This is a genomic window from Bacillus halotolerans, from assembly GCF_001517105.1.
In the GTDB taxonomy this organism is placed as follows: domain Bacteria; phylum Bacillota; class Bacilli; order Bacillales; family Bacillaceae; genus Bacillus; species Bacillus halotolerans.
In genome coordinates this window covers 1-13,603 of record NZ_LPVF01000001.1, presented here as the reverse complement: position 1 = coordinate 13,603, position 13,603 = coordinate 1, and the positions used below count along the sequence as shown (strand labels likewise).

10 protein-coding genes, 2 tRNA genes and 2 rRNA genes are annotated in these 13,603 nt (G+C 43.9%); 8 read left to right on the top strand and 6 right to left on the bottom strand.

The window, feature by feature from the left end; genetic code table 11:
• Window positions 1-25 precede the first annotated feature (25 nt).
• The 8 genes from pbp4b (at window position 26) to AU387_RS00040 (ending at window position 10,175) form a co-directional block, all read left to right on the top strand.
• Entirely contained in the window at window positions 26-1,363 is a 1,338-nt protein-coding gene (pbp4b, locus tag AU387_RS00075; protein WP_059334373.1) for a penicillin binding protein PBP4B, read from the top strand.
• A 22-nt stretch (window positions 1,364-1,385) separates the two neighbouring features.
• The gene (locus tag AU387_RS00070) at window positions 1,386-3,314 is read left to right on the top strand and encodes a glycoside hydrolase family 3 protein (RefSeq protein ID WP_059334372.1); all 1,929 of its coding nucleotides are present in this window, start codon (window positions 1,386-1,388) and stop codon (window positions 3,312-3,314) included.
• Between the two features lie 13 nt (window positions 3,315-3,327).
• Entirely contained in the window at window positions 3,328-4,572 is a 1,245-nt protein-coding gene (locus AU387_RS00065) for an exo-beta-N-acetylmuramidase NamZ family protein (RefSeq protein WP_059334371.1), read from the top strand.
• Window positions 4,573-4,775: 203 nt separating this feature from the next.
• Window positions 4,776-6,356, top strand: a complete 1,581-nt coding sequence (btr, locus tag AU387_RS00060) for a bacillibactin transport transcriptional regulator Btr (RefSeq protein WP_059334370.1) — start codon at window positions 4,776-4,778, stop codon at window positions 6,354-6,356.
• Between the two features lie 90 nt (window positions 6,357-6,446).
• Complete coding sequence (gene feuA, locus AU387_RS00055) at window positions 6,447-7,400, top strand: iron ABC transporter substrate-binding protein FeuA (protein WP_059334369.1); 954 nt, start codon at window positions 6,447-6,449, stop codon at window positions 7,398-7,400.
• 18 nt (window positions 7,401-7,418) lie between these two features.
• Window positions 7,419-8,423 (top strand): FecCD family ABC transporter permease, encoded by a 1,005-nt coding sequence (locus AU387_RS00050; protein WP_044162184.1) that lies wholly within the window; start codon window positions 7,419-7,421, stop codon window positions 8,421-8,423.
• Entirely contained in the window at window positions 8,416-9,426 is a 1,011-nt protein-coding gene (gene feuC / locus AU387_RS00045) for an iron ABC transporter permease FeuC (protein ID WP_059334368.1), read from the top strand. Before AU387_RS00050 ends, feuC begins: the two co-directional genes overlap by 8 nt.
• Window positions 9,423-10,175 (top strand): alpha/beta hydrolase, encoded by a 753-nt coding sequence (locus AU387_RS00040; protein ID WP_059334367.1) that lies wholly within the window; start codon window positions 9,423-9,425, stop codon window positions 10,173-10,175. Before feuC ends, AU387_RS00040 begins: the two co-directional genes overlap by 4 nt.
• A 9-nt stretch (window positions 10,176-10,184) precedes the next feature.
• Here AU387_RS00040 and AU387_RS00035 read toward each other — a convergent pair whose 3' ends face one another.
• The 6 genes from AU387_RS00035 to AU387_RS00005 form a co-directional block, all read right to left on the bottom strand.
• Entirely contained in the window at window positions 10,185-11,105 is a 921-nt protein-coding gene (locus tag AU387_RS00035) for a bile acid:sodium symporter family protein (protein ID WP_082687797.1), read from the bottom strand.
• A 145-nt stretch (window positions 11,106-11,250) separates the two neighbouring features.
• Window positions 11,251-12,684, bottom strand: a complete 1,434-nt coding sequence (locus AU387_RS00030; RefSeq protein WP_059334365.1) for a SulP family inorganic anion transporter — start codon at window positions 12,682-12,684, stop codon at window positions 11,251-11,253.
• A gap of 381 nt (window positions 12,685-13,065) precedes the next feature.
• Window positions 13,066-13,138 (bottom strand) — tRNA-Thr (locus AU387_RS00020).
• A 2-nt stretch (window positions 13,139-13,140) separates the two neighbouring features.
• Window positions 13,141-13,215 (bottom strand) — tRNA-Asn (locus AU387_RS00015).
• A gap of 44 nt (window positions 13,216-13,259) precedes the next feature.
• Window positions 13,260-13,375 (bottom strand): 5S ribosomal RNA (gene rrf, locus AU387_RS00010).
• A gap of 53 nt (window positions 13,376-13,428) precedes the next feature.
• Window positions 13,429-13,603: ribosomal RNA gene (locus tag AU387_RS00005) — 23S ribosomal RNA — on the bottom strand; the annotation flags it as partial.

Below are 13,603 nucleotides of genomic sequence, written 5' to 3'. Positions count from 1 at the left end.
TAGAAACACGGAAAGGAGCAAGCTTGTGAGAACGAAGACATTAGCATTACTCAGCGCTATTTTAACCGTGTCCATTCTGACGCCGAACGAAGCCTTCGCACAAACCGCCCTTCATCAAGCAGACAACCAGGTTGAGCCGAAAACAATAAATTCAGAAACTGCACAGTTTTCGTCGAAGAAACTAAGGAAGGTTGATCAGATGATTGAACGGGACATTGCAGCAGGATTCCCCGGCGCCGTTCTGGTCGTCGTGAAGGACGGCCGTATGATCAAAAAAGAAGCATACGGCTACAGTAAAAAATATGACGGGGCTGAACTGTTGCGCCGTCCGGCAAAAATGAAAACCCGCACGATGTTTGACTTGGCATCAAATACAAAAATGTATGCGGCTAATTTTGCTTTACAGCGCTTAGTAAGCCAAGGCAAACTCGACGTTTATGAAAAGGTATCTGCTTATTTGCCTGATTTCAAGGATCAGCCTGCAGATCGCTTCAAAGGGAAAGATAACATTCGTGTCATTGATGTCCTGCAGCACCAATCAGGGCTTCCATCCAGCTTCTACTTTTACAGCCCGGAAAAAGCCGGAATGTATTATTCTCAGGAGCGGGAGAAAACCATTGAATACTTGATGAAAATCCCGCTGGATTATGAAACAGGAACAAAACACGTATACAGTGACATTGGATACATGCTTCTCGGCTGTATTGTCGAAAAACTCACCGGCAAACCGCTTGATGTCTATACGGAACAAGAGCTCTACAAACCGCTGAAGCTGAAACATACGTTGTACAATCCGCTGCAAAAGGGCTTTAAAGCAAAACAGTTCGCAGCCACTGAACGTATGGGCAATACACGAGACGGTGTTATCCATTTCCCTCATATCCGCACAGACACGCTGCAAGGAGAAGTACATGACGAAAAAGCATTCTATTCGATGGAAGGCGTTTCAGGCCACGCCGGACTGTTTTCAAACGCTGATGATATGGCGATTCTGCTTCAAGTCATGTTAAACAAAGGAACGTACCGTAACGTTTCATTATTCGATCAGAAAACAGCTGACCTATTTACGGCGCCATCAGCAACAGATCCGACGTTTGGCCTTGGATGGCGGCGAAACGGCAGTAAAAGCATGGAATGGATGTTTGGCCCTTATGCAAGCGAAAATGCGTACGGACATACTGGCTGGACAGGAACGGTTACCATCATTGATCCGGCATACAATTTAGGCATCGCTTTGTTAACAAATAAAAAGCATTCACCCGTCGCTGATCCAGCGGAAAATCCGAACGTGTTTGAGGGTGACCAATTTTCAACAGGCAGTTACGGAAGCGTCATCACCGCGATTTATGAAGCAATGAAATAATTGACGATAGGAGGAAGTTGTTATGAAACCTGTCATTTCGCTTATCCTTTCCACCGTCCTTTTTCTTTCATGTTTTCTCGGCGTCAGTCAGACAGCTGAAGCAAAACCCCGCAGCTCAGATGATGCCAAACAGATCGTTGATCGTATGACGTTAGATGAAAAAATTGGCCAGATGCTGATGCCGGATTTCAGAAACTGGAAAAAAGAAGGTGAGTCTTCTCCGCAAGCCTTCACAAAAATGAATGAGGAAGTCGCTGGCCTCATCAAGAAATATCAATTCGGCGGCGTCATACTATTTGCAGAAAATGTAAAAACAACTGAGCAAACGGTACGGCTGACAGACGCATATCAAAAGGCCAGCCCCAAGATTCCGCTCTTACTCAGCATTGATCAAGAAGGCGGGATCGTGACGAGATTAGGGGAGGGCACTAATTTCCCAGGCAATATGGCGCTTGGCGCAACAAGAAGCAGAATCAATGCATATCAGACCGGCAGCATGATTGGAAAAGAGCTTTCTGTCTTAGGCATCAATACAGATTTCAGCCCAGTCTTGGACATTAATAATAACCCTGATAATCCCGTGATCGGTGTGAGATCATTCAGTTCTGATCGTGAACTGACAGCACGACTCGGTTTATATTCTATGAAAGGTTTGCAACGGCAAAATATTGCCTCTGCTCTTAAACATTTCCCGGGACATGGAGACACTGACGTTGACAGCCATTATGGACTGCCGCTCGTTTCTCATAACCAGGAACGGCTTCGTGAGGTTGAACTCTATCCTTTTCAAAAAGCGATTGATGCCGGAGCAGATATGGTGATGACAGCTCATGTTCAATTCCCAGCCTTTGACGACACCACATATAAAAGCAAGCTTGATGGATCAGATATTATGGTTCCCGCTACACTTTCAAAGAAAGTAATGACCGGGCTGCTTCGGGAGGAAATGGAATTTGGCGGTGTAATCGTCACTGATGCTCTCAATATGAAAGCCATAGCAGATCATTTCGGTCAGGAAGAGGCGGTCGTCATGGCCATAAAGGCCGGTGTTGATATCGCGCTAATGCCTGCCTCAGTTACATCTTTGAAAGATGAACAAAAATTGGCAAGCGTAATTGACTCCTTAAAAGAAGCTGTTAAAAATGGAGACATTCCCTTACAGCAAATCAACAAATCGGTGGAAAGAATCATTTCCCTGAAAATAAAGCGCGGTATTTACCCCGCTCAGCATGACAGCAGCATAGATAAAAAGGTGAAGAAAGCGCTCAAAACAGTGGGAAGCAAACACCATACAAAGACAGAGCAAAAAATCGCTGAAAAGGCAGTGACAGTATTAAAAAATGATCAGCATACCTTGCCGTTCAAACCCAAAAAAGGCAGCCGAATTTTAATTGCCGCACCTTACGAGGAACAAACAGCATCCATTGAAAAAACCATTCACGATTTAATGCAGCGGAAAAAAATCAAATCTGTTTCTCTCAACAAAATGAACTTTGCAGAAAAGGTATTTAATGCTGAGCATGAAAAACAAGTAAAAGAAGCTGATTATATTATTACAGGCTCTTACGTTGTAAAAAATGACCCTGTCGTCAACGACGGTGTCATCGACGACACGGTAACAGATTCAAGCAAATGGGCCACCGCTTTTCCGAGAGCTGTCATGAATGCCGCACTGCAGCACAAAAAGCAGTTTGTCTTAATGAGTCTGCGCAATCCATATGATGCCGCCAATTTCGAAGAAGCAAGAGCTTTGATTGCCGTCTATGGTTTTAAAGGGTATGCAAACGGGCGTTATCTCCAGCCGAATATTCCGGCCGGCGTTAAAGCAATCTTCGGACAATCAAAGCCAAAGGGCACGCTGCCAGTCGACATTCCATCCGTCACAAAACCGGGAGACATCCTTTATCCATTTGGCTATGGAGTAAACATCAAAACGGGAAAACCGCTTTAATAAGGAGGAGCATATGAAGAAAACGGTATGGGTTCTTCTCGCAGGACTTATGATGTTCGGAACAATGACGGCTGCCTCAGCTTCGCCTGATTCAGAAAAACAAACAGCAAAAAAACCTAAAGTCCAGACCGGTATTGATATCCTCTTGTCACAACACAAAAAGCAGCTAAAGGGAAAAAGAGTTGGGCTGATTACAAATCCAACAGGTGTGAGTGCATCCCTTAAAAGCAGTGTAGATATTCTTTACGAAGACTCCGATATACAGCTGACAGCTTTATTCGGGCCTGAGCATGGCGTTCGCGGCGACGCTCAGGCAGGAGATGAAGTAGGCTCTTACATTGACGAAAAAACCGGGGTTCCCGTATACAGCCTTTACGGAAAAACGAAAAAACCCACTCCTGATATGCTGAAAAATGTCGATGTTCTTCTATTTGACATCCAGGACGTCGGGACTCGTTACTATACGTACATTTATACAATGGCTTATGCAATGGAAGCCGCTAAAGAAAACGGAATTCCTTTTATCGTGCTGGACCGCCCAAATCCCCAAGGCGGAAAAAAGGTTGAAGGACCAGTGCTGGAGCCCGAGTACGCATCCTTTGTCGGACTCTATCCCATTCCGTTAAAGCACGGGATGACCATTGGAGAATTGGCTTTACTATTCAACAAGGAATTTAATATTAATGCTGATGTGTCAGTCGTAAAAATGAAGCACTGGAAACGCTCTATGGATTTTGACGAAACCAGACTGCCATTCGTCCTCCCTTCACCAAATATGCCAACCGCAGAGAGCACATTTGTGTACCCTGCAACAGGGTTAATTGAAGGAACGAATGTATCTGAAGGACGGGGAACGACTAAGCCATTCGAGTTGATCGGGGCTCCCTTTATCAAAAGCACAGAGCTTGCAGAAAAAATGAACAGTCTTGATCTGCCTGGCGTTACCTTCAGAGCTTCCTCCTTCACTCCAACGTTCTCTAAACATCAAGGAACACTTTGCCACGGCGTACAACTCTATATCACGGACAGAGAAAAATTTGAAGCGGTGAAAACAGGACTGTCGCTTATTAAAATGATACATGACCTCTATCCTAATGATTTTCAGTTCCTAGCGTCTGGCTCATTTGATAAATTGGCAGGCAATGGCTGGATCAGAACAAAAATCGAGAACGGTGCTTCAATTGATGAAATCATTGACACCTATCAAAAACAGCTAAAGCAATTCAATAAAACCAGAAAACAATATCTCCTTTATTAAGACTTAAGAATGGTATGTTACACGTGTAACATTTTCTTACCAAACAAAAGCATGATCATTTTCCCTTGCCCGCACATTTGCGGCAAGGGTTTTTAAATCCAAAAACAACACGCTTTATATAGGAAAACTTTCATTTATTTGGTACAATTTTATTGAAAATGATTATCATTTAAGCGAGCGTTTCTGAAAAGGTGGTCTTCTCCTTGCAAAACTCAATGATTTATCATCCGGTACAAATTGAATATATGAAGAAAACGAGTGATCTCTTCTCAGAACAGCAATTGGCCGACTCATTCGTGCTGATCTTTCATTTAAAAGGAGATGGACATATTTCTATCGGAACGAGAACCGCTCCTCTCCAAAAAAAGACACTGTATGTTTGTCCGCCTCATGAGACATTCGGCATTACATTTGCAGAAGAGAGAAACATAGATGTGTGTCTGATCAGACTTCACTGCTATACAGCGGAAGCCCGGCAAGATCTCTTAAAACCATGCACTGAAACTGATTTATCCAGTCTAAACCTTGTGAATGTTTCACATATCGAAAACCTTTCAGCCCGGCTTCAAGAACTTGCTGAAATATGGACAGAAGCAGCTCAGCTTTCTCAATTAAAATGTGTGATAGAGGTTCAGAGCCTGATTTATGATCTATTCACAGCTCATGTATCCGATCAAAACGATACACAATCTGCGATTGAAAAAACAAAACATTACATTGAAACTCATGCCGATACAAAAATTACACTTGCCCAGCTCTCAAGAATGGCAGGAATCAGCGCCAAGCATTACAGCGAAACCTTTAAAAAATGGACAGGCCAGAGCGTAACAGAATTCATTACAAAAACTCGGATTACCCGAGCAAAGCGGCTTATGGCAAGATCCAACTGTAAACTGAAAGAAATCGCCCATCAAACTGGCTATCAAGATGAATTTTATTTCAGCAGAATCTTTAAAAAGCACACAGGCTCTTCACCTACAAGCTATATGAAAAAACGCAGGCAAAAACTAGCCGCCTATGGAAAGGGAACAATGGGTCAGCTCATTCCTCTGCATCACATACCGTTTGCAGCCGCACTCCATCCAAAATGGACGGCTTACTATTATCAGCATTATTCAGCAGATATTCCAGTACAGCTCAGCGCATATCGGTTTAATGAAAAGTGGGAGGAAAACCTGCAGACGTTGTCCCAAGCTGAACCCGATATCATTTTCAGCATGGATTCTGTTTCTTTAGAAGAACAAAAGCGTCTGAACAGCATTGCAGAAGTATGTTACCTTCCTGCAGAAGAAAACTGGAGAGCTCACTTTCTGCACACCGCCTCGTTTTTAAAGGAAGAATCGGAGGCTGAAAAGTGGCTCGCAGCCTATGACAAGCAAATTTCTGCCGCTAAAATGACATTGCTGCACGCTCAAGAGTTTCGTTATCTCTTTCTTCGTCTGCATAAGCAGCGCTTTTATATGGCACATAATCGCAGCGTCCGCGAGGTTTTCTTTGAAGATTTAGGATTCAAACCGGCTGACACGCCTTCAGAACAAGCGATTTCATTAGAAGACATCACAAATTGCCAAGCTGACTGTATCATGCTCTTTCTTTTTAAAGAGCCGGAAACCATTGCTTATTATCAGCAATTAAAACAGTCGGAAATATGGCAAAACCTAAGCGCAGTACGGAATGGACGTGTGTATCACCTCTCTTCAGACCCATGGAATGAGTACTCGGCTTGCGGGCACGAGCGGATTGTTCAGCAAACCATTTCTATGCTATCCGGTGATAGTCCATGATAAATACGGAATTTGTCCATGGTGTTATGTCTGTTCATTCTCTATAATTCCAATTGATAATAGTTATCAATTGAACAGGAGGCACTATAGATGAAAAAGCTATCTCTTACCTTATTAATCTTGCTTCTCGCACTCACGGCGGCAGCTTGCGGCAGCAAGGAAGAATCCTCTGCGAGCAAAGCGAACGGCACAAAGTCCGAGAAAAAGAAAATCGAGTATTTGGATAAAACGTACGAAGTAAACGTACCGACAGATAAAATTGCCATTACGGGAAGCGTTGAATCCATGGAAGACGCTAAACTGCTGGACGTTCATCCGCAGGGTGCAATCTCATTCTCCGGAAAATTCCCTGAAATGTTCAAGGACATCACAGATAAAGCAACACCTACAGGGGAAAAAATGGAACCAAACATTGAAAAAATTCTTGAGATGCAGCCAGACGTGATCCTGGCATCTACAAAGTTCCCTGAAAAAACCCTGCAAAAAATAAGTACGGCTGGCACTACCATTCCGGTTTCACACATCTCATCAAACTGGAAGGAAAATATGATGCTGCTTGCCCAGCTGACTGGAAAAGAGAAAAAAGCGAAAAAAATCATTGCAGACTATGAACAGGATCTAAAAGAAACGAAAACAAAAATCAGTAAACAAGCAAAAGATTCAAAAACGCTTGTCATCAGAATCAGACAAGGAAATATTTACATTTATCCTGAACAAGTGTACTTCAACTCAACTCTTTATGGCGACTTAGGCCTTAAAGCGCCGAATGAAGTCAAAGCCGCAAAAGCGCAAGAGCTGATTTCATTAGAAAAACTCAGTGAAATGAACCCTGACCACATTTTCGTCCAATTTTCTGATGATGAAAATGCGGATAAACCTGATGCATTAAAAGATTTAGAGAAAAATCCAATCTGGAAAAGCCTCACAGCAGTCAAAGAAGATCATGTATACGTCAATTCAGTTGATCCTCTTGCACAAGGCGGTACGGCTTGGAGCAAAGTCCGCTTCCTGAAAGCGGCATCTGAAAAATTAACACAAGACTAAATTAGAGTAGGTTTTTGTATGTATTCAAAACAGTGGACACGTATCATTTTGATTACTTCTCCATTTGCTATTGCATTATCATTGCTGCTTTCCGTCCTCTATGGCGCAAAGCAGCTTAATGCTGATATTGTCTTTGCATCACTTTTTCATTTTGATCCGGGAAACACAGACCATCAAATCATATGGCATTCCCGGATTCCAAGGGCTGCCGGCGCTCTGCTCATTGGGGCAGCCCTTGCTGTATCTGGAGCGCTCATGCAAGGCATCACACGCAATTATTTGGCATCGCCCTCAATTATGGGTGTTTCAGATGGTTCCGCGTTTATCATCACGCTTTGTATGGTTCTGCTCCCGCAATCAACTTCGCTCGAAATGATCATTTACTCTTTTATCGGCTCCGCATTTGGGGCTGCATTGGTATTCGGCCTGGCAACAATGCTGCCTAACGGGTTTACGCCCGTACAGCTAGCCATCATTGGCACAGTCACAAGCATGCTGCTTAATAGTTTAGCGGCTGCCATATCGATCTATTTTCAAATTTCACAGGATCTGAGTTTCTGGTACAGCGCCAGACTTCATCAAATGAGCCCCGACTTTCTAAAGCTTGCCGTTCCGTTTTTCCTGGCGGGTATCGTCATAGCTGTTTCTCTCAGCAAAAAGGTGACCGCTGTATCACTAGGCGACGATATTTCTAAGAGTTTGGGCCAAAAGAAAAAAACGATCAAAATCATGGCAATGATCTCTGTCATCATTTTAACCGGAAGTGCTGTAGCGCTTGCCGGAAAAATTGCGTTTGTCGGTTTAGTCGTTCCGCATATCACAAGATTTCTCGTCGGCTCAGATTATAACAGACTGATCCCTTGTTCCTGCATCTTGGGCGGCGTCTTTTTAACGCTGTGCGATCTCGCCAGCAGATTTATCAATTATCCATTTGAAACACCGATTGAGGTTGTGACTTCTATTATCGGCGTTCCTTTCTTCCTTTATTTGATCAAACGAAAAGGAGGAGAGCAAAATGGCTAAAAAATATGCAGTGTTAATCGTATTGATTCTCCTCGTCAGCTATTTCAGCATGACCAGCGGATCATTTTCTGTTCGTCCGACAGAGCTGCTCTCCACTCTTTTTCAGATCAATCCCAATCCGCAGTATGAAGTTTTGCTGTTTGACTTAAGACTGCCGCGGATTGTCATGGCAGCCATTATCGGACTTGGACTTGGCATAGCAGGAGCTGTCATTCAGGCCATCACACGAAACGGCCTTGCAGACCCGGGAATATTGGGAATCAATGCCGGAGCAGGGGCAGGTATTGTGGCGTTTATGCTGTTGTTCCAAGGCCAGAAAGAAATAACTTCGATTGTCGCGGCAATGGGAATGCCGTTTTTCGGCCTGATCGGCGGACTGGCTGCCGCAGTCATGATTTACATATTCGCTTGGAACAGAGGCAATTTAGATTCAGGCAGAATTATTCTGGTAGGAATCGCGATTAATTCAGGCTTCAGCGCTTTGTCTTTGTTTCTATCATTAAAAATGGACCCGCAAGATTATGAAATGGCCATGGTATGGAAAAACGGCAGCATCTGGTCTGCGAACTGGACATATATCACAGCCGTTCTTCCGTGGATGCTGCTGTTTATTCCTATTCTTCTGGCCAAATCTCGTTTGCTCGATACCATCCGCTTTGACGAAGACACGGTCAGAAGTCTTGGCATTTCGTCAAATAAAGAAAAAACCATTCTGCTCGTCGCTTGTGTCGCCATCATTAGCGCCTGTGTCTCTGTGGCGGGAAGCATGGCATTTGTCGGCTTAATCGCGCCTCATATTTCCCGGAGATTGGCCGGTGTCGAACACCGCTATATTTTGCCTTTGAGCGGCTTGATCGGCATGCTGCTTGTATTGAGCGCTGATTTTGCCGGGAAACTGTTTTTCCAGCCCGCAGAAGTGCCAGCCGGCATTATTTTAGCGATACTCGGTGTTCCGTATTTCTTATACCTGCTTTTCAAGCAAAAAAAGGGGGAGAATGTTTGAACGGATCTTTATCAGAGCATAAGGCGGGCGACAGGAAGTTAAAGCTGTATCTTCCTCCTTCCTACAGTACGGACAGCAGGGCATTTCCTTCTGTTTACGTACACGATGGCGGTTCTTTGTTTCAAGATCAACTAGAACGGATAGAAAACAGGTTTCATCAAAACAGCGTGCCTGAGCTTGTGCTGATCGGCATAGAGCCTAAAAACCGGCTCGACGAGTACACTCCTTGGCCCGCCGCATCACTCAGTGATCAGTTTCCAGACTTCGGCGGTAAGGGGGCTGACTATCTTTCTGAAATAACAAACCGGCTCATTCCGTTTGTGGAAGAAAATTGGAATGTCTCCAGAAGGGCACAATCCAGAGGTATGATCGGCGCCTCATTAGGCGGCCTCATCTCAATATTCGCCTTTCTGAGACATTCATCATTATTTGGAAAAATAGGATCTCTCTCAAGCTCATACTGGTACGAGAACGCAGCAGAAACGATCTATACTTCCTCTGTAAGACCGGGTTCAACGCGTATTTTTATGTCTGTCGGCAGTGAAGAAGGCGCCGGAAAACAATCGATTCAGCAGACGATGCTGCAAAAAACAAAAAACGTGCACGAGAGCCTAAAAGAAAAAGGATTCACTCAAGATCAGCTGTGCCTCGTCATTGAAAAAGGGGCGGTGCACCACCGCAAGCATTTCTGCAAACAATTTATCAATGCGCTGGAATGGCTATACGGAAAAAACCGCTCCAACATATGAGCGGTTTTTTCATACCTTCTGCAAGACGGGTTTTAATTCGAAACGGTTCAGCATATAGCCGAACAAGGCAGCCAGGATTTGCTGAAACAGCATGCCAATCACAACCGGAACAGCCACCTGAGACGGAAAGAAAGTGACGGCAAGAACAGCGCCGGCACTGATATTCCTCATGCCTCCCGTAAAAATAAGAGAGACAATTTCCTCCTGCCGCCTTTTCATCATTTTTCCGATAAGCCACGCCGCAGCATACCCGGTTAACGCGATACAAAAAACAGTGACAGCAATCCCTAAAAATCTTAAATCAATCGCTTTGAAATAAGGAGCTATCGCAGAGCTGTTAATCGCAATCACGGCCATCAGGCACAGCTTTGAAAAGGGAGACAGCGTACTGCTCAACGCCGCGGTTCTTTCTGGAGATGACATCTGATTAAACAGCATGCCCAGGAATGAAGGAATCACTACCATCACAATCAGACCCTTCATCATTCCCCAGATATCCATGTGAACCTGGGCACCGGCCAGCACAGAAAGACTCAGCGGAACGATTAACGGCGACAGCACGGTATCAATCAATATGATAGAAAGCGTCAAACCAACATTTCCTTTGTACATTGCAGCCCAAATCAAGCTCGTAATTCCTGTAGGGATGACAACAGCTAATGTCAAACCCGTGATCGTTAATGGATCACCTTGAAATATGAGATGTCCGCTGCCCCAGGCGAAAAGCGGCATAAAAATATGAAGAACAAATAATGCAAGAATCATAGGAAGAGGATGCGCCAAGGCGTGTCTTAAAGACTGAAAGTTCGCGCTCAAGCTGCCCGCAAACGTAATAAACGCAAATATCCAAGGCACTGCGCTTTCATATCCATTTAAAAACTGAGACAGCAGCACGCCAAGCACAACGCTAGTGGGTGTCAAAAGCGGCATGACTTTCCCCAATACACGGTTCAGCTTCTGAAGCATCATATACAAGTCCCCTATTAAAAATTTCTTTCTCTCTATTATATCAATGCAGTTCAACCATATGTTATATAAAAAAGCCCAGATCTCATCAATCTGGACTTTTATACTTTTATGCCATCTGTTTCATAAGGGCTTTACTTGCATTATTCAGCCCCTTTAATTCAGCTTCAATTCCTTGCTCTTTAAACTTCGCAACAATTTTATCAAGCGCAGCCGCTCCTGAATCATCCCATACGTGAGCATCGGTCAAGTCAATGACAACTCGCTCGATATCCTCTTGATAGATAAACGCATTCGTAAGATCAGTTACTGACGCAAAAAAGATCTGTCCCTTCACTTGATACGTTCTCAGCTTTTGATCTTCTGCATGAGAAACGATCTTCAGCTTCGAGATTTTGGCTACGAAGAATACAGCACTTAACAGAACACCGACGAATACGCCTTTCGATAAGTCATCCGTCACGACTACCGTAATCACCGTCACAACCATTACAATTGAATCTGTAATCGGCGCTTTTTTCAAGCCTTTTAAAGAAGACCAATCAAATGTGCCGACAGATACCATAACCATAACAGCCACTAACGCAGCCATCGGAATGTTTACAACAACATGACTCAAAACGGCAATTAAAAACATAAGAAAAGCACCGGCAACAAAGGCTGATAACCGTCCGCGGCCGCCTGCTTTTGTATTAATAACAGATTGTCCGATCATAGCGCAGCCCGCCATACCGCCAAAAAATCCAGTGACGATATTCGCGATTCCCTGCCCGCGGCTCTCTTTATTTTTATCACTGTCCGTATCCGTCATTTCATCAATAATCTGTGCTGTCAGCAAAGATTCAAGCAAACCGACAAACGCCAAAGCAATGGAATAAGGAAAAATAATCTTGAGCGTTTCGAAGGTAAACGGAACATCAGGTATTAAAAAATGAGGCAATGAACTAGAGATATTGCCCATATCTCCAACCGTGCGCACATCCACATGGAATGTAACCGCAATAATTGTCATCACAATAATTGCGACAAGCGGAGATGGCACCGCAGTCGTAAACCTCGGCAGTACATAAATAATAACCAATGATCCGGCAAGCATCGCATACATGCTCCAAGATGCAGCTTCAAATTGAGGCAGCTGCGCAGAAAAAATAAGAATCGCCAGCGCATTCACAAACCCGATCATCACAGAACGAGGAATGAATTTCATTAATCTCGCAATTTTACTGATGCCTAAGATCACCTGAATAACACCTGTCAAAATGGTGGCCGCAAATAAATACTGAAGCCCGTAATCGGCAACCAGCGACACCATCACAACCGCCATCGAGCCAGTCGCAGCCGAAATCATCCCCGGTCTTCCGCCAAAAATAGAAATAATAATGGCAATACAAAATGAAGCATAAAGACCAACCATTGGATCAACGCCAGCAATAATAGAAAAACCAATCGCTTCAGGTATTAAGGCTAACGCCACCAAAATACCAGCAAGAATATCTTTTCGGATATTACCGAACCACTGCTGTTTTAATGTAAAACTATTCAAATATAACGACTCCTTTTTAAAAATAAATCCGCACCGTTTCTGTTGTATTGGGAGCTTAATTATTTTACGGAAGAAAATGAAAAGAAAAACTTACGGAGAAAAAGGGGAAACGTTGAGTATAGTGTATTGAGGTAAGGAGTTATTATACAAAGAGTATCATAATAAATTTTAATCCAATGTGCAAGGACAAATGCTGAAGAAAAAGTGGCTCAACATATTTAAGCCATTTGCCATGATACATCATATCAGGATCAGAAACAAGAATCGTTTTGACTGCTTGAACATTGATGCCGGGTCTATGCTCATCCGTTAAATCCTGCGGGTGATAACATAATCGGATAACCTTTGAGAAACCTTGGTAAGAGTAATACATTTAAATAAAGCTTCCAAGCGGGCTCGAACCGCTGACCTCTTCCTTACCATGGAAGTGCTCTACCTGCTGAGCTATGGAAGCAATGGCTCCGCAGGTAGGATTCGAACCTACGACCGATCGGTTAACAGCCGATAGCTCTACCACTGAGCTACTGCGGAATGATATAAGCTTCATAAACAAACATGGTAGAAATAGATAAACTGCTTGGCGGCGTCCTACTCTCACAGGGGGAAACCCCCGACTACCATCGGCGCTGAAGAGCTTAACTTCCGTGTTCGGCATGGGAACGGGTGTGACCTCTTCGCTATCGCCACCAAACAATTGAGAGTGTTCTCTCAAAACTAGATAACAGGTGTGACATCATTAGACATTAGGTTAAGTCCTCGATCGATTAGTATCTGTCAGCTCCATGTGTCGCCACACTTCCACCTCAGACCTATCAACCTGATCATCTTTCAGGGATCTTACTTCCTTGCGGAATGGGAAATCTCATCTTGAGGGGGGCTTCATGCTTAGATGCTTTCAGCACTTATCCCGTCCGCACAT

Bases quoted from the DNA above. Each gene is read 5' to 3' on its own strand.
- AU387_RS00050 (WP_044162184.1), top strand. From the start codon at position 7,419: ATGTATTCAAAACAGTGGACACGTATCATTTTGATTACTTCTCCATTT.
- AU387_RS00065 (WP_059334371.1), top strand. From the start codon at position 3,328: ATGAAGAAAACGGTATGGGTTCTTCTCGCAGGACTTATGATGTTCGGA.
- AU387_RS00070 (WP_059334372.1), top strand. From the start codon at position 1,386: ATGAAACCTGTCATTTCGCTTATCCTTTCCACCGTCCTTTTTCTTTCA.
- AU387_RS00035 (WP_082687797.1), bottom strand. From the start codon at position 11,105: ATGCCGCTTTTGACACCCACTAGCGTTGTGCTTGGCGTGCTGCTGTCT.
- feuC (WP_059334368.1), top strand. From the start codon at position 8,416: ATGGCTAAAAAATATGCAGTGTTAATCGTATTGATTCTCCTCGTCAGC.
- feuA (WP_059334369.1), top strand. From the start codon at position 6,447: ATGAAAAAGCTATCTCTTACCTTATTAATCTTGCTTCTCGCACTCACG.